At 59.8% G+C, this 23,202-nt stretch carries 18 protein-coding genes and 2 pseudogenes; 14 read left to right on the plus strand and 6 right to left on the minus strand.

All coding sequences use genetic code 11. The features are described 5' to 3' along the window. Positions 1–3 precede the first annotated feature (3 nt). On the plus strand, positions 4–657 hold the full coding sequence (gene eda, locus ACLGGT_RS10575) for a bifunctional 4-hydroxy-2-oxoglutarate aldolase/2-dehydro-3-deoxy-phosphogluconate aldolase (protein WP_437196020.1): 654 nt from the start codon (positions 4–6) through the stop codon (positions 655–657). Positions 658–686: 29 nt separating this feature from the next. Next, positions 687–854: pseudogene (locus tag ACLGGT_RS10580) on the plus strand (glucose-6-phosphate isomerase); the annotation flags it as partial. A gap of 273 nt (positions 855–1,127) precedes the next feature. Here the strand turns inward: ACLGGT_RS10580 and ACLGGT_RS10585 are convergent. From ACLGGT_RS10585 to ACLGGT_RS10595, 3 genes are read right to left on the minus strand one after another with little or no spacing between them, the layout of a single operon-like run. Continuing rightward, the gene (locus tag ACLGGT_RS10585) at positions 1,128–1,502 is read right to left on the minus strand and encodes a GtrA family protein (RefSeq protein WP_437196021.1); all 375 of its coding nucleotides are present in this window, start codon (positions 1,500–1,502) and stop codon (positions 1,128–1,130) included. After that, a complete protein-coding gene (locus ACLGGT_RS10590) occupies positions 1,499–3,736 on the minus strand; it encodes a hypothetical protein (protein WP_437196022.1) in 2,238 nt (745 codons plus the stop codon). The genes ACLGGT_RS10585 and ACLGGT_RS10590 overlap by 4 nt, the downstream gene beginning before the upstream one ends. Beyond that, positions 3,733–4,842, minus strand: coding sequence for a glycosyltransferase family 2 protein (locus ACLGGT_RS10595; RefSeq protein ID WP_437196023.1), 1,110 nt, complete (start codon positions 4,840–4,842; stop codon positions 3,733–3,735). Before ACLGGT_RS10595 ends, ACLGGT_RS10590 begins: the two co-directional genes overlap by 4 nt. 140 nt (positions 4,843–4,982) lie before the next feature. Between ACLGGT_RS10595 and ACLGGT_RS10600 the strand changes: the two genes are divergently transcribed. Continuing rightward, a complete protein-coding gene (locus ACLGGT_RS10600) occupies positions 4,983–5,873 on the plus strand; it encodes a ChbG/HpnK family deacetylase (protein ID WP_437196024.1) in 891 nt (296 codons plus the stop codon). 104 nt (positions 5,874–5,977) lie between these two features. Here the strand turns inward: ACLGGT_RS10600 and ACLGGT_RS10605 are convergent. Then, positions 5,978–6,097: pseudogene (locus ACLGGT_RS10605) on the minus strand (ATP-binding protein); the annotation flags it as partial. A gap of 563 nt (positions 6,098–6,660) precedes the next feature. Further along, positions 6,661–7,578, minus strand: a complete 918-nt coding sequence (locus ACLGGT_RS10610) for a LysR family transcriptional regulator (RefSeq protein WP_437196025.1) — start codon at positions 7,576–7,578, stop codon at positions 6,661–6,663. Positions 7,579–7,690: 112 nt separating this feature from the next. On the opposite strand from ACLGGT_RS10610, the gene ACLGGT_RS10615 reads away from it, so the two are divergent. From ACLGGT_RS10615 to ACLGGT_RS10630, 4 genes are all read left to right on the plus strand, one after another. Then, on the plus strand, positions 7,691–8,689 hold the full coding sequence (locus ACLGGT_RS10615; protein WP_232279219.1) for a TRAP transporter substrate-binding protein: 999 nt from the start codon (positions 7,691–7,693) through the stop codon (positions 8,687–8,689). Between the two features lie 73 nt (positions 8,690–8,762). Then, the gene (locus ACLGGT_RS10620; RefSeq protein WP_219436202.1) at positions 8,763–9,245 is read left to right on the plus strand and encodes a TRAP transporter small permease; all 483 of its coding nucleotides are present in this window, start codon (positions 8,763–8,765) and stop codon (positions 9,243–9,245) included. Next, positions 9,242–10,537 carry a TRAP transporter large permease gene (locus ACLGGT_RS10625; protein ID WP_081507701.1) on the plus strand — a complete coding sequence of 432 codons (1,296 nt, stop codon included), beginning with the start codon at positions 9,242–9,244 and terminating at the stop codon, positions 10,535–10,537. The genes ACLGGT_RS10620 and ACLGGT_RS10625 overlap by 4 nt, the downstream gene beginning before the upstream one ends. A gap of 4 nt (positions 10,538–10,541) precedes the next feature. Next, the gene (locus tag ACLGGT_RS10630; protein ID WP_437196026.1) at positions 10,542–12,644 is read left to right on the plus strand and encodes a N,N-dimethylformamidase beta subunit family domain-containing protein; all 2,103 of its coding nucleotides are present in this window, start codon (positions 10,542–10,544) and stop codon (positions 12,642–12,644) included. Between the two features lie 200 nt (positions 12,645–12,844). Here ACLGGT_RS10630 and ACLGGT_RS10635 read toward each other — a convergent pair whose 3' ends face one another. Then, a complete protein-coding gene (locus ACLGGT_RS10635; RefSeq protein ID WP_437196027.1) occupies positions 12,845–14,023 on the minus strand; it encodes a Hint domain-containing protein in 1,179 nt (392 codons plus the stop codon). 406 nt (positions 14,024–14,429) lie between these two features. Here ACLGGT_RS10635 and ACLGGT_RS10640 point away from each other — a divergent pair, with 406 nt between their 5' ends. From ACLGGT_RS10640 to ACLGGT_RS10670, 7 genes are all read left to right on the plus strand, one after another. Then, positions 14,430–14,858, plus strand: coding sequence for a hypothetical protein (locus ACLGGT_RS10640; RefSeq protein WP_437196028.1), 429 nt, complete (start codon positions 14,430–14,432; stop codon positions 14,856–14,858). A 16-nt stretch (positions 14,859–14,874) separates the two neighbouring features. Next, the gene (locus ACLGGT_RS10645; protein ID WP_437196029.1) at positions 14,875–16,782 is read left to right on the plus strand and encodes a sensor histidine kinase; all 1,908 of its coding nucleotides are present in this window, start codon (positions 14,875–14,877) and stop codon (positions 16,780–16,782) included. Continuing rightward, on the plus strand, positions 16,779–18,155 hold the full coding sequence (locus ACLGGT_RS10650) for a sigma-54-dependent transcriptional regulator (RefSeq protein WP_008281731.1): 1,377 nt from the start codon (positions 16,779–16,781) through the stop codon (positions 18,153–18,155). The genes ACLGGT_RS10645 and ACLGGT_RS10650 overlap by 4 nt, the downstream gene beginning before the upstream one ends. A 204-nt stretch (positions 18,156–18,359) precedes the next feature. Beyond that, positions 18,360–19,334, plus strand: a complete 975-nt coding sequence (locus tag ACLGGT_RS10655) for a TAXI family TRAP transporter solute-binding subunit (RefSeq protein WP_219436196.1) — start codon at positions 18,360–18,362, stop codon at positions 19,332–19,334. A gap of 96 nt (positions 19,335–19,430) precedes the next feature. Next, complete coding sequence (locus ACLGGT_RS10660; protein ID WP_050775770.1) at positions 19,431–21,656, plus strand: TRAP transporter permease; 2,226 nt, start codon at positions 19,431–19,433, stop codon at positions 21,654–21,656. 144 nt (positions 21,657–21,800) lie between these two features. Then, positions 21,801–22,829, plus strand: a complete 1,029-nt coding sequence (locus tag ACLGGT_RS10665; RefSeq protein ID WP_437196031.1) for a threonine aldolase family protein — start codon at positions 21,801–21,803, stop codon at positions 22,827–22,829. A gap of 173 nt (positions 22,830–23,002) precedes the next feature. After that, the gene (locus ACLGGT_RS10670; RefSeq protein ID WP_422002749.1) at positions 23,003–23,143 is read left to right on the plus strand and encodes a hypothetical protein; all 141 of its coding nucleotides are present in this window, start codon (positions 23,003–23,005) and stop codon (positions 23,141–23,143) included. Positions 23,144–23,202 lie beyond the last annotated feature (59 nt).

Genomic DNA, 23,202 nt, shown 5'->3' on the forward strand with positions numbered 1-23,202 from the left:
ACCTTGACCCTGTCCCCCAAAGACGCCAGCCGCCAGACCCGCGCGCTCTGCGAACTCGCCCCGATCGTGCCTGTTCTTGTGATCAACGATGCCGCCGCCGCCCGCCCTCTGGCAGAGGCTCTTGTGGCCGGGGGCCTACCTGTTCTTGAGGTGACCCTGCGCACCCCTGCCGCGCTTGATGCGATCCGCGCCATGGCGCAGGTTAGAGGCGGTCACGTCGGCGCAGGCACATTGGTTACACCCGATGATGTGCGCGCCGCCAAAGCCGCAGGTGCAACCTTCGGTGTCGCCCCGGGCGCTACCGAAAAGCTTCTCGCCGCCTGCGAAGCCGAAGGGCTGCCGCTCCTCCCCGGTGCGGCCACGGCAAGCGAGGCAATGGCCCTTCTAGAGCGTGGCTATGACACGCTCAAGTTCTTCCCCGCCGAGGCGTCGGGCGGCGTAGCCGCTCTCAAAGCCATCGGTGCGCCTTTGCCGCAGATTTCGTTTTGCCCTACGGGCGGGATCAACCCCGACAATGCGCCAAGCTATCTGTCGCTTTCCAATGTCGTCTGCGCCGGTGGCAGTTGGGTCGCACCTGAAGCTCTCGTCGCCATGGGCAAATGGGACGAAATCGAAGAGCTCGCCCGTGAAGCTGCCAAATTGAGAGCCGCACTCTGACAGATATCTGGAACAGGCTGAAAGACAACCAGACCGCAAAAGCCGCGCTCTTCAGCGATGTGGTCAATATCGGCATCGGCAGCTCCAAACTTGGCCCCGCCATGGCAACGCTCTCTCTTGCGCCCTATCACGACGGCCCGCGCTGCCATTTTGTCGCCAACATCGACAGCATCGACGTTCCGCAGGGTTTGGTGCCTCACGGCCAGCGTCCTGTAAACTCAGGTGAACGACAGCATGCCCGCAATCACATCAAGCCGACACCACGGTGCTGGCGCACCGCTTACGAAAATGCTGCTCCTTGAACGAGAGCATATTGCGTCCTTCGATAGGCGCTGCGGCAGGTGAGAACCATCAATCCTTCAGGATACTCGGATCAAGAACAGACGTTTGCGATCGACCATTCGGTAACGATGCGCGTTTTGAGTGCTCAATATCCCGGACGTCGAAAAGGGCGCTTCATCAGTGCTTTTTCACTCTCTGCCAAAGGTCCAGTTGCGGTTGGCGTTGAACGTCAAGAGGAGCATGACGCCGGTCACGGCGACCTGCGCGGCAATGTAGGGAAGGGACAGCAAGGTGATGAGAGCGTGCATCAGGACGAAGTTCAGGATCATGGCGAAAACCGCGATAGCGAGGAATTTCGGCAGGGTTTTGCGGTGCGGGCTTTGGGCCGCAAACGTGAGACGATAGTTCAGCGCGTAGCTGACAAGAGCCCCAACCGCGGCACCGGCGGCGGAGGCAGGGGCAGGATGCGCGAGGCTGCCTTCAACAAGTGCGAGGAGGGTGAGATAGTGTGCCGCTGTCGCAACTGCGCCGACGCCCGCAAAGCTGAGGAACTGGCTGCTCATGGCGTGCCGTCACCGCCGAGAACGCCGATCAGGGCGGCCTGAAGATTTTCGAGAGTGAGGGGAGAGAATGTAAAAGTCACTTTGTTTTGCCCGACTGAAAGATCGACCGCACGAAAGAGGCCGTCCTGAATCATTAGGGGCACAGGCACACCGTTGGCAGTAGCGGTCCATCCGGGATAGGCGAAATCATGCAGCACCAAGCGGCAAGGAGACGTGCATTTGGCGCTGACCTCTACCACGACATTCGTGTAGCGGGTGATGCGGGGTTGTGGGCCAGGTGTAGCCCCAGAACCGGTTGCGGGCAGGAGAACGGCACGAGGCTTTGCATCGCGATTTTCATATAGGTGGAAATTCTGGTCAAGATAGGGAATGACAGCGACCTCTTGCAGCGCATCTTGTGGAAGGGTGCGGTCAATCTTTTCCACTGGCTTGCCGGTCATGATATACCGCAGTCCCAACTGGTCGGCCATCACACTGTCATATGACGTCATAGCTGTTCCGAACCTGCGGTTGGCCGATGCATTGTTCTGGTGCTTGGGTGCTATAAGGCTGTCAAATGCCCTGAGGCGGATAGGGTTATAGCCGAGCAGCGCCTCTATCCCCGCTGCCTGACCGATGTTCTGGGATGAGGCACCAAGGCCAATCGTTTCTACCCGCCACGGTGCGCCGCTCGGGTCGGTTGCTTTCGAGAGCGCTGCGAGGCGCGCGATGTGATCGTAGGCGGCAGGGGTTTCCAGCTGATCGTAAAATTGCGGAAGGCTGGCGTTCAGCCTGATGTTGCTATGGGCCGTGATCAGATCAACGGCGCTAATCAACAGGATTGCTGCGAGGAGGGATCGCTGCAAGGTTCCCCGCACCCGGACCGCCATGATGAGCAATGCGAGGAGAATTGCACTATAGGCAAGGGCGCGTGCGGCGGGTAGACCAAGATCGGCAAGGTGTCCCTGTTTCGCCCCGAGGAGGCCAACAAACACGGCCCCGCTGATGGTCAGGACCAACACCGCGAGACTGCCGACGGTACTCAGACGCGACGGCGCACGCAGCATGTCGTTCATCAGCGCCCCTGTCAAAAGCGCCGCTGAGGCCCCGAAGAGGAAGAGCGCATCGGCAGGGCGTCGAAAGAGGTCGATCCCCGGCACGGTGTCATAAAGCCATTCAAAGACGGGCGTGTAATGCCCCAGCGCATAGATCAGGAAGAGAATTGCCAGCAGCGTAAAGACCAGCGCCTCACGCCGCCAGAGACGCCCCGCGCCGATCCCGTGCCAGAGGATCAGCACGAGCGCCAGCGCGCCGACATACCCATGAAGCATGCCGCGATGCACGAAGAACTGCCCGCCCCACGCATGGCTCGCCGGGCCCCAATAGGCCCCGGCGCGGTCAAGCGGGCCGAAGATGTCGACCATGAACAGCGTCGCCAGCGCGGCGGGATGCAGGGACTGAAGGCTTGCGCCCTCATAATCGAAGCTGGGCCTGTTGCTGATCTCAGCCAGTTGCAGGAGAAGAAGTATCGGGATCGCCGCGAGGCAAAGCGCTGTGATGCCGCCGAGGATCACCGGCGTCTGATGGCGAAGCGGTACCGTTTGGCCCGATCCCGGCCAGCTTCGGCTGAGCCAGTAGAACCCGAGGAACCACGCCGCAAGATACGCCACGTGATTGCGGTCGATCAGCATCAACCCCAGCGCCACGCCAAAGGCGATGCCCCGCCAGATGCCTCCGTGGGTTAGCACCGCTTCCAGCCTCCAGAGGCAAACTGCGAGCCACATCATGCTGACGGTCATCAGAAGGTGTTCGAGCCGGACGGTTAGCGCGCCTGACAGCATAAAGCAGATGGCGGCAGCAGCGCCCGCCTCAACTCGCCAGCCACGCAGGCGGGCAAAGCCGAGAATGGCGAGGCCCATCACAAGCAGATGCAGAAGGTGAATCGCGTCTACCAGCCGCATTGAGGGGGCAGGACCGGCGAGAACGGCGGGCCAGAAGCTGGGTGTGAAAATTACTGATTGTGGGTCAGCGACCATGGGAAAGCCGCCGAAATGATAGGGGCTCCAGAGCGGGCTTTCGCCGCTGTGCCAGGCGAGGGCGAGGAAGCGGACCATGGGGTAGAAATGGTTCTTCGCGTCATGGGGGATGATCTGGCCACCGCCAAGCCACGGCCAGCAAAACACAAGCCATGCCGTTGCGATGAAGACCGCCGCGAGGCGGTAGCCGCCCTGCGGGAACGGGTCAGGACGGATCAAGATACGAACGTGTCCAGCCCGCGCGACGGAGCTTTGGACGGGGCGACGACAGACGGTGGCATCTGGAGGGATGTCTGCGGCATGTAGGGACGCTGATCAAAGCCGATGCGCTCCTGCACGAGAAACATCGGGCGTTGCTTTACCTCTGCGAAAATACGGCTGACATATTCGCCCATGATGCCGAGCCCCAGCAACTGAACACCAGAGAGGAAACAGACCGCAACCATCAGCGAGGCATAGCCGGGCACGTCGATTCCGAAGGCGAGCTTTTGCACGAAGATCACTGCACCGTAGAGCGTGGAGGCGAAGGCGAGCAGGAGGCCGATATAGGTCCAGACTTTAAGCGGAAGGGAGCCGAAGGCCGTCATGGCATCCATCGCGAAGCGGGCCAGTTTTAGCAGCGGCCAGCCGGATTGGCCATGAGCACGCGGTGCGACATCGAAAGGCACCGCCTTACGCCGAAACCCGACCCAAGCATAAAGCCCCTTTGTGAACCTTCCGCGCTCGGGCAATTGCATCAGAGCATCGACGACCTTGCGGTCGAGGAGGATGAAATCGCCCGCCCCCTCCATCAGTTTGACATCGCAGATCAGACCAAAGACACGATAGAAGCTACGCGCCAGAAAACGGCGCATCCAGCTTTCATCCTGGCGAGAGTTGCGTTTGGCATAGACAATGTCGGCACCAAGGCCCCATTCTTTTATCATCGCGTCGATGGTCTCGGGCGGGTGTTGAAGATCGACGTCAATCTGGATCACGAGATCGCCTATGGCATGGGACAGACCTGCATTCAGCGCCGCTTCCTTGCCGAAATTCCGGCTGAGGCGGATCAGCTTGATACGGGCATCCAGTGCACACTGCTCCGCCACGCAGACCGGTGTCTTATCGGCGCTGCCATCATCAACGAAAATGATTTCGCATGCAGCGCGCGTTCTGTCGAGACAGGGAAGCAGGCGGTCGAGAAAGGCACGGATATTCCCCGCTTCATTATAAGCTGGCACGACGACAGAGAGTGACGCGGCACTGCGTGCGCTGCCGTTCTGGTTGGCGGGTGTTGTATCGATCAGGGGGATGTCCTGTTCGAATACAAACTCATGGTCGTTCATAATATTCCCCCCGACATAACCAGACGAAGCCCGATATCAGAACGTTTATATGCATAATGGAGTGAAGGGTTTATAGGGTAACTTCACTTCAGCGGATCACAAGTCAGTGTCCAAAGGTGTTCGGTGTTAAGGCAGGTATCATGGACAAGATTATTGAAACACCGATGACCTGGGGCGGGCGCATTCATCTTTGTGCTGATGATTTCGGTTTGAACGCGGCGGTCGATGAAGGGATTCTGGACCTCGTGCACCTTGGTCGGCTGACGGCAGTCAGCTGCATGGCGGGGGGAGTGGAAATTACGCGCGACATCCCCCGGTTATTGGCTGCGGTCAGCGATGCGCCCCGGCCCGTTCAGATCGGGCTCCACGTGACTTTGACTGAGTATACCACGTTGGGGCCGATCCGCGGCCTTGCGCCTGAGTGCGCCCTGCCGGGGATTGGGACGGTGATGAGGCAGGCATATTTGCGCCGATTGGATGTGCCCGCTATCCGGATGGAGATTGACCGGCAGATGGCCTGCCTTTCTGCGCTGATGGGCCGGGTGCCCGATTTCGTGGATGGCCATCAACATGTGCATCTTCTTCCGGGAATACGCGATGCGGTGGCGGCAAGCTGGAAGGACTGGAACGTGCGGCCGGGCTGGGTCCGGTATTGCGGCGCGCCGGAGCGAGACCTCGCCCAGCTGCCGTCGGCCCAGTTCAAATCCCGCGTGCTAAGCCTGATGAGCCGTGCCGCCGCGCCCTCGCATGATGAAGCCGGCATGGTGACGAATCCGCGCTTTTTCGGCGTGACGGAGTTCTCGCCAGAGGTGCCTTTCGGCCCCCGGATGCGCCGTTGGCTGTCGCTAGCGAACAGCGGCGAGAGCGGCGCGCTCATCATGTGCCATCCGGGACGGGCATCGGTGCCTGCAGCAGGCGATCCGCCTGACCCGATCCATCTCCATCGCCCACAGGAGCTTGCCTATCTCGCGTCTGAAGCTTTCTTGACGGATCTTGCCGAGACAGGTGTTGCGGCGCGATTTGGTCTTTAAGAGGCGGCGCGAAAACTGTGTTTGCCATGTTTGTGGAGTGTCACTGAGCACTGACCCGGCATTTTCATCCAGATCTGAGCCACCCAGTCGTAATGATCTTCTGATTATGATGGCGACAATACTGTTGCCGCCTTTCGCTTTTTCTTTGCTGTCTCGGTGCTGGCCTTGAAGCGGTAGCTGCCAATTCCGGTCTCGAAGATGTGGCAGCGATGGGTGAGATGCTCGGAGGGGCCGATATCAGGTTTTTTGTATCCATCCTAGTCTCGGGACCCGTCTACACCGCAATGCTCATTCTGCGTCCGGAGCCTGCGTATCTTTTTGGGCCAAATGGTGCAGTCTTCGGAATGTCGCACGGCGAGGGCGAAAAAGCGTTTCCGCCCGCTGTTCAGGCTGAAGGTTGAGGTCTGGCAAGGTATTCAAGCAAGCGCGCTCGGGTAACGCCCGCCCGAGCGCCAAGCCTGTGGCGGTCTGCAACATCGCCCTTTGCTCTAGGGCTCACTCTCAGTTCGCGGACGCGCTGGATCATCGCCAAAAACATGATTGAGATCGACAAACACAGACAGGAGTTGCAAATATGATCATCAAACGACTTGAATAGCGTCTGTCGCAAAGTTTCAGTCAAGTTGAGATCAGGCTTACGCTGGACACAATTATGCTGCGCGATGGACGACCTGCTGGAATGCGATCATGTCCTTGCTCTTGAATTGCCCTTTGCGGGTCAAGCCGGCGTCTTTATCCCGGCGAGAGTGGCAGAGGCCGAATAGCCGGCTTTCGCAAGCCTCTTCTTCTATTTAAGCCGCTGAGCGCCTTGAAGTCTGTGATTATCCGACTGCTCAAGGAAATCAACAAAGTGTTGGGTCGGGAGGCGCAGGTTTTCAGATGCCCAGACGGCCTCCGTGACCATGACGTCGTCAATGTCAGAGATCGGCAAAGGCACCAAACCGCCAGTGGCGAAGTCGTAGATGCTTTCGGTCAAGATGGTGATGCCCATTCCGCAGGACACAAGACCAAGAATTCCAACCGAGTTGAAAGCCTCCTGCACGATGCGCGGCTGAAAGCCAGCCTTGCGGCAATGCGGAAAGAGATAGTCGTAGAAATGCGCCCAGGCCTCGGTCGGCCCATGCACGAAATCCTCATCAGCCAGATCGGCCAGCTCAACAGAGGAACGCGATGCCAGGCGATGGCCTTCGGGCACGATGCAGATCGGACGGTCGGTTTGCACGACGCGGCTTCGAAATCCTGGTTGCCGCACCGGCCCGGTAACAAATCCAATATCGAGCTTGTCGTCCCTCAACTGCTGAAGTTGTGCAGCAGTAACCCCGTGATGCGGGCGCACGGTGATGCCGGGGTGCCTTTGATGAAACTGCTTGAGCAATTCGGGCAGCGCATCGGCGATCGCGAAATCAGTATAGCCCACCCGCAGCGCACCGGCCTCGCCGATGCTGACCCGGCGCGTCAGATCGATGGTGGCCTCCACTCCGTTTAGCACGCGCTGACCGCCCTCGCGAAAGGCGCGGCCCGCATCGGTCAGGCGCACGAAGTTCTGTGAACGGTCGAACAACGTAACCTGCAACTCCGCCTCAAGGTGCTGGATCGTGCGGGTGAGGGCAGGTTGCGATATGTGAAGATGTTCCGAGGCGCGTCGGAAATTCAAGTCCTCAGCAAGAACCAGAAAATAGCGGATGTGGCGCAGACCGATTTTCATGATACCTTTTATGCATCAGAAACTAATCAATTGATATTATACTTGCAGGCCTAGCCCGGCTACCCTGATTGGATAACAAAAACAAAAATTCCACATGCAACCGGGAGCGATCATGTCACATTCACCCTTTCAGATCTTCGCCGGGCCACTTGCGGCCCTGACCGTCGTCGCGGGCACGGCCTCGGCGCAAGACGTCACAATCAATCTCGGCTACGCGGCCTCCGAGACCAGCACCTATGCCGTGCTCGCCGACAAGTTCGAGGAGCTGGTTGAGGAATATACCGAAGGCAGCGTTGACGTTAAGGTGCGCTGCTGCGGCCAACTCATGGGCGAGGACGAGGCATTCAAGGCGATGCAGCTTGGAACCGTGGATATGTTCGTTATCACCGGTAACAACATCTCACCGCATTTTCCGCTGATGGACGCGTTCGTTCTGCCCTATATCTTTCAAAACAAGGAGCATGCTTACCGCGTGCTCGAAGGTGAGGTGGGGCGCGATTTCGCCGCGCAGCTTCAGGCCGCGACAAACGTGCATCTGCTGACCTACGGTTTTGTTGGGGATCGCGATTTCTACAATTCCAGAAGTCCAATCGCCTCGGTCGAGGACATGGCGGGGCTCAAGGTGCGTGTCCCCAAGAACCAGGTGATGATCGACACCTACGAGGAATTTGGCGCGGCACCCATTCCGCTGCCTTGGGCCGACACGCCAACTGCGCTTCAGACCGGCACGGTGGAAGGGGCGGATAACGGCACCTCATTCATCAAATCGCAGAAGTTCTACGAGATCATGCCCTATTTCACGGTTCTGGAGCATTTCACCTATTTCTCGCCGCTCTTTGCCAGCGACCGCGTGATGAACAAGCTCGATGAGGCGCAGCGCGACGCAGTGATGCGGGCGGCCGCCGAGGCGGGTGTTTATCACCGCAAGGAAATGGCAGCGCAGACCGACGAAATCCGCGCCTTCCTGACGGGCGAGGGCGGCATGGAAACAACCAACGTCGACCGCTCTGGCTTTATCGAGGCGGGACTGCGCGTGCAGGATCGCTATGCCGCCGACAAAGGGGATGACTTCATTGCCCTTGTGAATGCTATCCGCGCGGAAGCCGAGTAACTCATTCTGAACCACCGCACGGGGGGCAGCGCTACCCCGTGCCATTTTACACCTTCAAGGCGGAGGCGGGGCCATGCTGTCCAAGCTAGACAGGTATTTCGAAGAGGTGATTTGTACGATCTGCCTGACGGTTGTGGTGGGGTCTGTCCTGCTTCAGGTCATCTTGCGCTACTTTTTTTCGACCGCCGCCGCCTGGGCCGAGGAAACCGCGGTCTACGGCATGATCTTTGCGGTCTATCTCGGGGCCACGATGGCGGTCCGCGAACGCGCGCATATCCGCATCACCCTGTTGGTTAGCCGCCTGCCGCGCGCCTTGCAGGTAGGGGCCGTGGTACTGGCCGATGTGCTCTGGGCCGGCTTCGTGATTTTCATGATCGTGCAGACCACGATCTATACGCAGCTTTTGTTCAATGTCACCTACATGACCCCCGGTTTGGGGATTGAGCAGCGATGGGTGCAGATGATCATCCCGATGGCGTTCGGCCTCATGCTTTTTCGTATCCTGCAAGTTTATTGGCGGTGGGGGCGTGACGGCTGGAAGGATCTGCCGCTATGAATGGCCCCCTTGTCATGGCTGCGGCCTTCGTCTTTGCGATGGCGATCGGCGTGCCCATTCCCTTCGCCGCCGGGCTGGCCACGGTCGCAGGCCTGCTGATCGCGGACATTCCCCTCACCCTGATGGCGCAGGCGGCCTGGACAGCGTTCGAGCCGTTTCCGCTGGTGACCATCCCGCTCTTCATCCTTGCGGGACAGTTGATGGAACAGGGCGGCATGTCGGAAAAGCTGGTCACCATCGCAAAGCGCCTTGTGGGCGCCTACAAGGGCGGCATGGGGCTGGTGACGGTGGTGGCCTGCATGTTTTTCGCCGCGCTCTCGGGGTCTGGTCCCGCGACCACCGCCGCTATCGGCTCGATCACCATCCCCGCCATGCAGAAAGAGGGTTACCGCTCGCGCTTTGCCGGGGCCATCGCCGCCTCGGCGGGTGCGCTTGGCAGCATGATCCCGCCCTCCAACCTCCTGATCATCTTCGCGCTGGTCACCGATGTTTCCATTCCGCGCCTCTTTCTGGCGGGGATCCTGCCGGGTCTTATCCTGGGGCTGATGCTGATGGTCGTGGTTTTCGTCATCTCGTGGAAGAATGGCTATGGCGGCACCGAAGAGCGGTTTCGCTGGGGTCCGCTGCTCTGGGCGTTATGGGATGGCAAATGGGCGGTTTTCGCACCGATCCTGATCCTTGGTGGCATCTATGCCGGTATCTTCACCCCGTCCGAGGCGGCGGCAGTGGCAGTCGCATATGGTCTGTTTGTCGGGCTTTTCGTCTACAAGGGCCTGACATGGGTCAAGCTGCTGCACGCGTTCAAGTTCACCGCCATCGTCATAGGCACGGTGCTGTTTATCCTCGGCTCCACCAAGGCATTCGGCCAGTTGGTGACGATCTTCGACATTCCCAGCGATATCCTCACGCTGTTTCAGGGACTGATCGCCTATCCGTGGCTGATCATGCTGTTCATCGGGATCTTCTACATCCTCGTCGGCATGTGGCTGGAAAGCATTCCACAGATCATCATCTTCACCGCCGTGTTCTTTCCGCTGGTGACCAGCCTCGGCATCGACCCGGTGGTGTTCGGCATCTTCACCGTAATGACCTGCGAGATCGGCTTTCTGACACCGCCCATTGGCGTCAATCTCTTTGTCGCAGCTCGGATCAGCAAAATCTCGATCGAAGATATATCTGTCGGAGTGCTGCCGCTGCTCATTCCATACATACTGATGATCCTGATACTCGTCTTTTTCTCGGATTGGGTGACCTGGCTTCCCAATCTCGTCTACGGCCCGCAACTGAGGTAAGCGCATGAATGAAGTCCCCCTAACCGGCTATACCGACCGTCTCTCGGCGCGGCCGGGCGAAGAGATCGCCTTCAAGGTCTCGTCGACCAGTGGTGGCCGCTATCGCGCATGGCTGGCCCGGTCGATCTCCGCCGATCCGAACCCAGAGGGCATGGGCATAACCGAAGAGGATGCCAGCGCATGGTTCGCACCGCGCGACCTGCCCGCCCGGCATCAGCCGTTCTTTCCCGGCTCCTACGGCCTGAGCGACGCGGCCATCACGCTGCCCGCTCAGGGCAACGTCACTCTGTCCGCCACGATCCAACCCACGCACCTCAATGGAGGCGATCAGGCGGTTCTGTCCTGCGGTCCACTGACAATGGGGCTCAATGCAGAGGGCTGCGTTTTCGTAGCGGCGGGTGCGGCACGGGTCACGTCAACGGTGCCACTGCCGACGCATCGCTGGGCGCAGATCGAGGTACGGCTGACGGAGGGGCGTGCCACACTTGTCCAGACAGTTCTGGGGCATCACAGCTGCGAGACGCATGAGGCAAGCGGTGCGCTGCCGCGCACCGCGATCACGGCCCCTGTCGTTCTTGCCGCAGGTTGGGCTGATACCCGGGCGACGGCTTTTTTCAACGGCAAGATCGAGGCCCCGACCATCACAGGCCCAGACGGGCTGATCGCGGTCTGGGATCTGGCCACGGCGATTCCGTCTGCCCAAGTGCCCGCGCTGACCGGACCGGCCTTGTCGCTTGTCAACTTTCCCACCCGTGCGATGACCGGCTCGCAATGGGACGCCTCCGAGATGTGCTGGCGGCACAAGCCCGAACATTACGGTGCGATCCATTTCCACGAGGACGATATCTATGATTTCGGCTGGCAGACCGATTTCACCCTGACCGTCCCTGAGGGCATGCCCTCGGGCGTCTATATCATGCATATCGAGGGCGATCATGGCAGCGACGCCTTACCGTTCTATATCTGTCCACCTCAGGGCATACGGCACGCCGATCTCTGCGTGTTGATCCCGACCTTCACCTATGTGGTCTACGGCAACCATGCCCGGCCCGATTACGACCCGGCATGGCAGAGCCGTATGCGCGACTGGGGTGCCTATCCGCATAATCCGGCGGAATATCGCGAGTATGGCCTGTCGACCTACAACACCCATTCCGACGGGTCAGGCATTTGTCACGCCTCGCATCGGCGGCCGCTCTTCAATCTGCGGCCCGGATTTCTGACCTTCGGCGCGACGGGATGCTCTGGACTGCGGCATTTCGCGGCCGACAGCCACCTGATCAGCTGGCTGCATGCCAAGGGCCTAGAGTATGATATCGTTACAGATCACGAGTTGCATGCCGAAGGGGCCGAGGTTCTGGCGGGGTACAAGGCCGTTACCACCACCACCCACCCCGAATACCACACTGCCGAGACGCTGGACGCGCTGCGTGATTACCGCGATTCTGGCGGCAATCTGCTCTATCTGGGGGGCAACGGATTCTACTGGCGCATCGCGCGGCATACAGAGAATGACAGCCTTCTCGAAATCCGCCGGGCCGAGGACGGTATCCGCGCATGGGCCGCGGAACCGGGCGAGTATTACAACGCCTTCGATGGCACCTATGGCGGTCTTTGGCGGCGCAGTGGGCGGGCACCGCAGGCCCTCGTCGGGATCGGCTTTGCCGCGCAAGGCGAGTTTTACGGCGCACCTTATCAGCGGATGTGCTTTGATCCGAAGTTTGACTGGCTCTTCGAGGGGGTGACCGAGGATCTCTTTGGCGATTACGGGTTCAGTGGCAATGGCGCGGCGGGGTTTGAGCTTGACCATGTCGACCATCGCATCGGCTCGCCGCTGGACCACGTTTTGCTGGCACGCTCCGCAGGCGACAATCAGGCCTTCATGCTGGTCCCCGAAGAGCAGCTTACCCACCTGACCAACCTGACCGGTGGGTCCGAGGAAGACGCCAAACACGCAGATCTGATCTATTTCGACCTGCCAAAAGGTGGATCGGTCTTTTCGGTCGGGTCGATCACCTTTTGCGGCAGCTTGCCATGGAACGGCTTCGACAATGATGTCTCGCGCCTGTTGGACAATTTCCTGCGCTGTAAACTGGGGCAGCAGTAAACCCGAGTTATCCGTGTTCAAGAAGGCTCGGTGATTAAAGCCATTCAAGCGGCGACTAACTCTTGATCATCGGTTTAAGTGCCGCCCCTCCGGGCGGCTTCTTGCGTGATCCCGGCGTGTGAACAATAGGTCATCACCGAATAGTAGACACTATCGGGGCATCATGCCGCTGCCGCGTATTGCCTGAGCGCCTCAAGCGTTCAAGCCGCGCAGCGCGTATTCAGACGAGAGGTTTCAGGACTATCGGCTGTGACGTGGTTGATACCCAGAAGGGCACGCAATGAAGGTGGCATTAGGCGGCGTGCCGTAATGCGCGGCAACGCCATTTCCCGTATCAGCCTGTCGCCGCCGTACATGGCGAGGTACTCTGCGTGGTTGTCAAACGCATCTCGTCCAGTGTAATCGACGAAGCTCTCTGTCGGAAGACCCTCCGCGAGAATGACATCGTGTTCGTCAATCTCAATGTGATAGACGGTATAGCTATTCTCTAACTCGGTGAGGGGAACGGTGACGATAGTCGTTCCATTGACCAGAACGCCTGCATTCACCAACACGCCGTCGATCACCACAGCATGATCAGCCGTCAAAGTTAAGTCTGCGATGGGCAACCCTTCGCCAAGTGCGCCCGCCATGATCCGAACTGGCAGGGCATCGGGACGGCCAAATTTCGTGGACAAGGTCTGTCTGGCCAACCAGACAATTGGAACAATACGACCGGAGGCCGTCATGATCTGATCACCGACGGCGAGCTCTTCTATTGCCTTCATGCCTGACGGTGTCGCGATCCGAGAGCCTGCAAAAAAGCAATTCGGCTCTCCGGGGCTCGGCGTTTGGGTCTCAAAGGTATCTTCACCATCCGTCACGCGCGCAATGCTTTGATCCGCGCCTGCGGCTGTGACGACGTCAATGCCAACCTGATTGGCTGGATTTAATCCTGCAGCGATGATGTCGTCGCCCAGAAATGCATTCCCACCGTTCTCTTGCAAGACGATGAAATCGCCCTCGGGGTTTGCCAGGAACAAATTGACATCGGCGCTCTGGTTCATTTCGATGTCGGCAACTGCGCCTTGGCCAGTGATGTTCGACGGCATGGTCGCAGTGAGGCTGCCGTTGTTGGAGACTATCGTGTAGGTCTCTCCGGCTGCGAGGGTGGTTCCTCCCGGCACGGTGTGGGCCAACTGAGACACAAGCCCGTTATTGATATGGAAATATTGATACCCACTGATGTCGATCGAGGACGCGCTGGTGTTCACTAACTCGACATAGGCTTCGACCCCGCCATTCGCTTGACCATCGCCGTTGTAATCCGTCGTGAATGAAATCGAATGCCACTCGTTGAACGCAATACCACCGTCAAGAACATTGCTCGTGATCGCCATAAAGACCTCCAACATCTGTCAATTTAATTTGTGAAACAGCGTGCAGAGTCTTTGACAATAACACAACCGCTTATTGTGATTTCAAATCAAGGTTGAGGATACTTGGATAAAATGATCCCGGTCAGCACTGCCTTTTCGATCGGGTCAGCGCGCTGTGCAGATTGATTAGGCACCCAGTTTTAGATGATGTTTCAGCGGCTTATGCAAATGGCCACTTTTAGGCGACCCGCCAATCTTACGGCATGGCCAAATAGGCGAAGTTGGTGTCTTTGACATTGCTGATGATTTTGGCAGGGCACCAACTATTGAGGAAAATGTCCGTCGCCAAATGAAATGGGACATCAGACGGGTTTGAGCATGTGAGGTTCAGGTCCGTTTGTGTGATTGATTATGCGGCTTGTATTTGATGTTCCAAGCGGCGTTGGCGGATGGTCTGGGTTTTGAAATTTTCCCTCTCATGCAGGATGGATTTCTCGCGGACAAAGTCGACGTCGACGGGTGTGACGTTGTTTGGCATCACGTGATTGCGCTGGCCCTCTTTCTCTCTCCAAACCGTCGTTTTGAGTTGGGCGAAGGTGCCCTTCAAACGCTCTTCCAAGCCGGTGGTACACCAGCCGAACACGCGCTGCCGGTCAGCGGGCTTGAACTGACCCGGCACTGGCAGTTGGCGCGGGCCTATGACGGACAGATTGTGCTGTGGCAATCCTGGCGGCGGCGCACCGGGGCCAAGGCGCTGTGGCGGTCAAAACTCCGCTCTCCCACGGTCACGCTTTCCCGCTCAAGACGGTCGCCCGGCCCTCAGATTGCGCGCAAGGATCTAAGATCCTCCAGGTGACAGGACGGATTGCCGCATGGCCGGACGTGGTGATACATATCTCTGTATGGTGCAAGGTATCGCTCAGGCCGCACAGATGCGGCGGCATTCGGGTTTTCTGGTCTGGCTGGTGCTTGGCCTGATAGTTCTGTGGGGCGGAGGTGCCTTGGTGCATGCACAGGCCACCCGCGTCTTTCTGAACGAGGCCGCAGGGCGCGCCGAGGGAACGCTACAGCTTGCGACGACAGCGCTGGATGGGTATCTGGAGCGGTTCGAGAGGTTGCCGCCATTGCTGGCCCGGCAACAGCCCATTCTTGATCTGGCCGAAGCCCCCGATGATCCGGCGCGGGTCGACGCCGCCAATCGTTTCTTACGCGATGTAACCGGCGTTCTGGGCGCATCGGACATCTATTTCATGGATACCACCGGCCTGACACGCGCCGCCAGCAACTTTGATCTGCCGCGCAGCTTTGTTGGCGGCAATTTCGCATTCCGCCCCTATTTCAGCGATGCCGTGGCCTCTGGCGCTGGCAGTTTTTATGCGCTGGGAACAACGTCGCGCAAGCGGGGCTATTACTTTGGCGCGCCTGTTCGCAATGGTGACACAGTGCTGGGGGTGGTTGCCCTCAAGATCGACGTGGAAAGTGTCGAGGCCGCTTGGTCCGGCGCGGATTACCACGTGATTGTGACCGATCCCAAAGGTGTCGTCTTTTTGTCCAGCAACCCGGCCTGGCGTTTTGGCATGACACGGCCCCTGACCTCTGAGGGGCAGGATCTGCTTGAAACCACGCGCCGCTATGCAGATTCACCCCTCTTCGACATCCCGCTGCGCGCGCAGACCACCGCACAGGGCCATGTCCTATGGGAAATATCCCTGTCCACTCTGCCCGGCGCGCAGGGGCAGGGCGAGTATCTTCTGGCCTCTGCCGCGATGCCCGAGGCGGATTGGACATTGACCGTCATGCAAAACACCGCGCCTGCAAGGGCCCAGGCTTTGACCTTCACGGCGGGTGCGGTTCTGGCGCTGGCGCTGATCGGGATGATGGTTGCGGTCGTGCGGCAACGCCGCGCGCGATTGCGCGACCTGCTGGTGATGCAGGCGGCGGCCAAGGTTCAGCTTGAGGCGCGGGTTGCCGAACGCACCCGCGAACTGGCTGATGTGAACGAGGCCCTTGGGGCCGAGGTTGCCGAAAGACGTCTGGTCGAGGTCAATCTGCGCCGCGCGCAGGATGATCTGGTGCAGGCGGCGAAGCTGGCGGCGTTGGGCCAGATGTCTGCAGCCCTTGGCCATGAGGTGAACCAACCTTTGGGCGCGCTGCGCAACTATGCCGAAAACGCCGTGGCGCTGTTGACCCGTGATCGCAAAGCCGAGACGCAGACCGCGCTGGAGCGTATTCTGGACATGGCGGACCGCATCAGCGCCATCGCCCGACGGCTGCATACCTTTGGCCGCAGGCCGGGGCAGCAATTGGGCGCGGTCGATGTCACCGAAGCGATCGAGGCGGCGCAGGAAATCGCAGGCCCGCGGCTGCGTCAGGTCGGGGCTACGCTGAGCGTGGACATTGCGCCCGGCCTGTCATTGGTGCGGGCGGGGCCGGTGCGGCTGCAACAGGTGCTGGTCAATCTGTTGACCAATGCCGCCGACGCGGTCGCCGACCGCGCCGAGCGGCGCATTCTGCTGACCGCCCGCGACGAGGCCGAAACCGTCGTTCTGCGGGTCGAAGACAGTGGCACAGGCGTGCCGCCTGATATCGCGCTGCGTATCTTTGATCCTTTCTTCTCGACCAAGGGCGTGGGCAATGGCCTTGGGCTGGGTCTGTCCATCACCTACAACATCATCAAGGATTTTGACGGCGCCATTGCCTTGGTGCCCGGCACACTTGGCGGCGCGGCCTTTGAGGTGCGGCTGATGTCGGCCCCCAAACAGGACCTTGCTGCAGAATGAGCCTTCCCGTTTTCATCCCGCGCGTGCTTATCGTCGACGATGATGCAGACCTGCGGGCCTCGACCGTGCAGGCGCTGGAAATTGCGGGCGCTGCGGTTCAGGATCTGTCCTCGGCAGAACGCGCGCTGGATTTCATCAGCTTTGGCTTTCCCGGCGTGGTGCTAAGCGACATCCGCATGCCCGGCATGGACGGGCTGACACTGATGAGCCGCATCCACGAGATCGACCGCGAGATTCCGGTGATCCTGATGACCGGGCATGGCGATGTGCAACTGGCTGTGCGCGCGATGCGCGAAGGGGCACATGACTTCATCGAGAAACCCTTTTCCGCAAGTCAGATGACCGAGCTGGTTGCCCGTGCCCTCAGCTTCCGCCGCTTGGTGCTGGAAAACCGGGTGTTGCGCGCGGCGGTAGGGCAGGCCGATGATCTGGAGCAGCGGCTGATCGGGCGCTCGAACGCGATGATCGACCTGCGCCGCCGCATCCGCACCATTGGCCCCGCAGAAACCGATGTGCTGATCGTGGGTGAAACCGGGGCGGGCAAGGAAGTGGTCGCGCGCGCGCTGCATGATCTGTCGCCACGGGCGCGGCGGCCTTTTGTCGTCATCGACTGCGCAGCGATCCCGGCCCCCCTGATTGAAAGCGAATTGTTCGGCCATGAACAGGGTGCCTTTGCCGGGGCGATGCGGGCCCGGACGGGCAAGTTTGAACACGCATCGGGCGGAACCGTGCTGCTTGACGACATTGCCGCCTTGCCGCCCCCCCTTCAGGGCAAACTGCTGCGCGTGGTCGAGGATCGCGTCGTCACCCGCCTTGGCTCGAACGAGGCGTATACGCTCGATATCCGTATCATCGCTACGGCACGCGTGCCCCTGATCGGCGAAGTTGATGCAGGCCGTTTTCGCGCCGACCTTCTCTATCGTCTGAATGTCGTGACGCTGGACGTACCCCCCTTGGCCGACCGGCGCGAGGATATCGCGCTGTTATTCCTGCGTCTCTTGGCAGAAGCTGCGGCCCGTCACAGGGTTGATACCGTACCAGAGGTTCCGCCCGCCCTTTTGGCCAACATTGCCGCCCGCGAATGGCCCGGTAACGTGCGCGAGCTGCGCAACGCAGCCGATCGCTTCGCGCTGGGTTTGGGCCTGCAAACCGATGACGAGAAAACACCCGCGCCGCAGCGCCTTGCCGATCGCGTCGCAGCCTTCGAACGGCGTGAGATTGAGGCGGTGCTTGCAGCCAATGGCGGCTCCCTCAAACCCGTCTACGAGGCTCTTGGGCTTAGTCGGAAGTCGCTTTACGAAAAAATCCAGAAACTTGGAATCGACAAAACAGCCTTCATTCTGGATGCCGAGGGGCGGGATCAGGACGGATAGGCGGATTTCGTAACGCTTTTTTGGTCCAATGTCCCCTTTTACACCCATCACGCCAATTTGAGGCCCGTTATCTGCGCGGCCTCCTTTGAAATAGGTTGATGACTTTCGGAAAACCGCTTTATTGCTGCTAACCCCGCCATGAAGCAACGGCGGCGGTGCAAAAGCAAGACAACGATCACCTTGTTGAACTCTGGGAGGAGTCACATGCCATTACGTACTCTCGCGGCCCTGACGGCCGCGGCAACCATCGCATTCGGTGCAGCAGCAGGCGCACAGGATCGTTCCGATTGGCCCAACAGCATGACCATCGGCACCGCCAGCCAAGGCGGCACCTATTTCGTCTATGGCAACGGCTTTGCCAGCTATATCGCTGAAACGCTCGGCGTTGCGGCGACTGGCGAAGTGACCGGCGGCCCGGTTCAGAACGTGACACTGGTGGAAACCGGCGACCACCTGATGGGTCTGGTGACTATGGGCCCCGCCTATGATGCATGGAACGGCAAATCGGAACTGGCCCCCGGTCTGGAGCATAAGTCGATCCGCGCGCTTTTCCCGATGTATCAGACCCCGTTTCAGGTTATCGCGCTGAAATCCTCGGGGATCAACTCGGTCTCCGATCTGGCAGGCAAGCGCGTGTCGGTTGGTCCGGCAGGCGGCACACCCGGCACCTATTGGCCGTTGTTCATGCAAGCCCTCGACGTGGAAGCGACTGTATCCAATGCTGGCGCATCTGACGCCGCAGGCCAGTTGCAGGATGGTCTGATCGACGCCTTCGCCTTTGCCGCAGGCATGCCGATTTCGGCTTTTGCCGAACTGGCCGCGAGCCAGGATGTGGTGATGTTCGGCCTGAGTGAGGAAGAACTGCCCAAGGTTCTGGCCGCCTATCCGGCGATGGCCCCCCTGACGATCCCGGCGGGCACCTATGCCGGTCATGATTATGACCAGCCCACCGTCGCCCTGTGGAACTTTGCCATCGCGCATCAAGACATGCCCGAAAGCCTGGCCTATGAGATCACCAAGCTCGCCATGGGCAATTCTGACCGCATGATCCAGATTCACGCCGCAGCAAAAGAAACGCTGAGCGAGAACTGGGACAAGAACACCTTCATGCCCTTCCACCCCGGTGCTGTACGCTATTTCGAGGAGATCGGGATCACCATTCCCGACACCCTGCGCTAAGCCGACAGTTTTAGAACGGGCGGCGGCCCGCAAGGGCCGCCAATTTTCGTCCGGGCCCCCGCTATGGGTTGGACCTCTTGCCAGAGGCAATTTTTCATGACCACGCAAACAGAAAAGGCGCAGCAGGACACGGCTGCTCAGAACCAAGCCAGCATTGCCGATGGGGTGGATGCGGAAATCTACACATCCAATCAACGCAAGCCCGTCGGTCTTGCTGCAAAGATCGCGGTGATTCTCTGTATCGCCTATACCCTGTTCCATGTGGGTGTGATGAACGGCCTGCATGACCGATTAACAGACTTGCTTGGCATCGGTTCGGTCGACCTGACAGAGCCTTGGCGATATCGTCTGATCCATGTCGGTGGCGGGCTTGCGCTTGGCTTCCTGCTGTTTTCGTCGACCCTGTTCTCGGAGGAACGGAGCGGCACCGCAGACCCGCGCCGCCTTCTGGCTGTGTTGCCGGGTGCCGCCCTTGTTGCGCTGGCCTTTGGTCAGGCCGCGCTGTTCTGGACCACCGGCATGGCCGTCGATCAGGCGGCCGCCGCCAATGCCTATTCCATGACTTTTGGCCTGCCCTTGGTTGTTGGCACCTTCTGGCTGATTGTGGTGGGTTGGTTCTGGCCCGACCGCCGACGCGCAACCTTTGATATCGCTGATTTGTTTCTGGCACTGGCCGCCATCACAGTGGCGATGTATCTGATCTATCACGCCCCCTTCTTGCGTCTGCGCGGCGGCACGGCGCTGGCAAAATCGGCCGACATGTACGCAGCCCTTGCGGGGACCGTGCTGATCCTTGAACTGGCGCGGCGTCTGGCAGGCCTAGCCCTTGTCATCATCGCGTCGATCTTCGTGCTCTATGCCTTTGTCGGGCCATGGCTGCCGGGTATTCTGGAGCATCGCGGTTATTCGATGACCCGTTTCTTCAGCTATGTGTATACAGATCAGGGTATCCTAGGGCCAACAACTGCGATTTCCTCGACCTATATCATCCTTTTCGTGGCCTTCGCCGCCTTTCTTCAAGCCAGCCGCGTCGGCGAGTATTTCGTGAACTTCGCCTTTGCCGTGGCTGGTGGTGCGCGCGGTGGTCCGGCCAAGGTGGCAGTCTTCTCTTCGGGTCTGATGGGGATGATCAATGGAACCTCGGCGGGCAACGTGGTGGCCACCGGCTCGCTGACGATCCCCCTGATGAAGCGGGTCGGCTACAAGCCGCAAACCGCCGCCAGCGTCGAGGCTGCCGCCTCTTCGGGTGGGCAGATTCTGCCGCCGATCATGGGCGCCGGGGCCTTTATCATGTCCGAAATCACGGGCATCCCCTATGCAGAGATCGTGACCGCAGCCATCATCCCGGCGATGCTCTACTTCGCCTCGATCTACTTTAACGTCGATCTGGCGGCGCAAAAGTTCGGGATGAAGGGCTTGCCCCGCTCGGAGCTGCCGCGCTTTGACAAGCTGGCCCGCCAAGCCTTTTTGTTCCTGCCGATCTTCATCCTGATCGGGGCGCTGTTCATGGGCTATTCCGTGATCCGGGCAGGGACCTTGGGGATGGCCTCGGCCGCAGTGGTGAGCTGGCTAACCCCCTATCCGATGGGCCCGCGCCAGATCCTCTTTGCCTTCGAGATCGCGGCCAAGATGACGCTGCAACTCGTGGCTGTCTGTGCCGCAGCAGGGGTGATCGTGGGTGTGATCGCCTTGACGGGGATCGGCACGCGCTTTTCTTCGATGCTGCTGGGGCTGGCCGACCAGAACCAAGCAATCGCGCTGTTCTTTGCCATGATCGTGTCGATCATTCTCGGGATGGGCATGCCGACCACTGCGGCCTATGCGGTGGCGGCGAGCGTGATCGGGCCGGGTCTGGTGCAACTGGGCATCCCGCCCCTGACCGCGCATTTCTTCATCTTCTACTATGCGGTCATGTCCGCGATCACCCCGCCCGTGGCCCTTGCCGCTTATGCCGGGGCCGCGATTGCACAGTCTGACCCGATGAAGACCAGCGTGGAAAGCTTCCGCATCGGGCTTGCCGCCTTTGTGGTGCCGTTCATGTTCTTCTCGTCGCCCGCATTGCTCATGGAGGGCAGCTGGTTCGAGATCATCCATGTCGTCATCTCGGCCTTGTTCGGGATCTACCTGCTGTCCTCGGCGGTGCAGGGTTGGTTCTTTGGTCTGCTTTCGATGCCGCTGCGCGCTGTCCTGCTGATCGCCGCGCTGTCGATGATCGCCCAAGGGTGGTTCACCGACGCCATCGGCCTGAGCGTGGCCATCGGTGTCTGGCTGGTGCAAAAACGGTTTGTTGATCCCAACAAGGTGATCCGCGGCGCCGACTGATCACCGCCACATGAATGCAGGGAAAGGCCGGTCCAGATGGACCGGCCTTTTCTGTCGCGCCCCCAAGCTGTTGTGCATTCCCGTCGACACGGTGCCGTAAAACGCTATGTACCTCAAAATCTCTTCACCGAAATGGCGGGCTCAATGCACGATTTCTATTCCGACACACAATCCCGGCCAACGCGTGCCATGCGTGAAGCCGCTCTTGATATCCCGCTGGGCGACGAACGGCACGATGCAGATCCATCAACGTTGGAGCTATGCGCGCGGGTCGCTGACATGCTTGGTATGGAAGCGGCAGTTTTTCTGCCTTCGGGTACGATGTGCAACGAGATTGCGATCGCGGTGCATACCAGCCCCGGTGACGAGGTGATTTGCACCCGTGAAAGCCATATCATCTTTGCTGAAAGTGGGGGGCCAGCCGCGCTTTCGGGCGTCATGATGCATCCGGTCGATGGCAAGCGTGGAATGTTGACGCAAGAACAGCTGAGCGACGCCATCCGCCCACGCTCCGCCCATGCCCCACGCAGCCGCCTTTTGGTTGCCGAGCAGACCGCAAACCTTGCGGGCGGTGCGATTTGGCCGCTGGACCAGTTGAATACCGTGGCCTCGGCCGCGAAAGCGGCGGGGCTTGCGACACATCTCGATGGGGCACGGCTTTTGAATGCTCAGGTCGCAACCGGCATTCCCGCACGCGATTTTGCGCGCGGATTTGACAGCGCGTGGATCGCCTTCACCAAAGGGCTCGGTTGTCCGGTCGGGGCAGTGCTCGCAGGCTCAAGGGGCTTTGTGGAAGAGGCGTGGCTCCTGAAACGGCGTTGGGGCGGTGCCATGCGCCAGACTGGTGTCTTGACCGCCATGTGTCTTTATGCGCTTGATCACCATGTCGTACGCTTGGCAGAGGATCATTTGCTCGCGCAATCCATTGCCGCGCGCCTTGCGGATCTTCCGATAATTGCCAGCGTGATGCCGGTCGAGACGAATATCGTGATCGCCGATCTTGACCCACAGGCGCCGTATGCCCGTGAAACATCGCGGCTATTGCGGGAAAAGAACGTGACAGTGACCGTTGTCGGGAATAGACGCATACGTATGGTGACGCATCTCGATGTTGGGCCCATGGACGCGGACGCTCTGATATCGGCATTGGGCGCGATTTCGCGGGGCAGATGAGTAAACTGACAGTTTCCGTGTCATGAGGGCGTCAACGGGTGTCGTCGACAGGCCGCGTTCTAAAAATGCCGCGCATGCATCGTGTCCGACCCAGCCCGTGCACCTCGCGCGGGCTTTGTCGTTTCTGATGACGCCAAAGCCATAACACCCGCAAGCCCGCCAAGGCGTTCACTTTGGCGACCGCCCTGATGCTGCCGCAGGAGGCGTATATTGATGCTGATCTGGCCGTAAACCAGTCTGGCGCTGCTGGGATCACTGGCCTTCGGGCACCGCACGGCGGGGTGCGGCTGCGCTCCTCTGATTGCATCGTGTAATGAGACCATGCTCCGGATGAGCGCCCATAACCCCCCTACGCCTAAGCCGTAGAAGGAGG

The sequence above is a fragment of the Roseovarius sp. MS2 genome (assembly GCF_051447875.1).
GTDB classification, from domain to species: domain Bacteria; phylum Pseudomonadota; class Alphaproteobacteria; order Rhodobacterales; family Rhodobacteraceae; genus Roseovarius; species Roseovarius mucosus_A.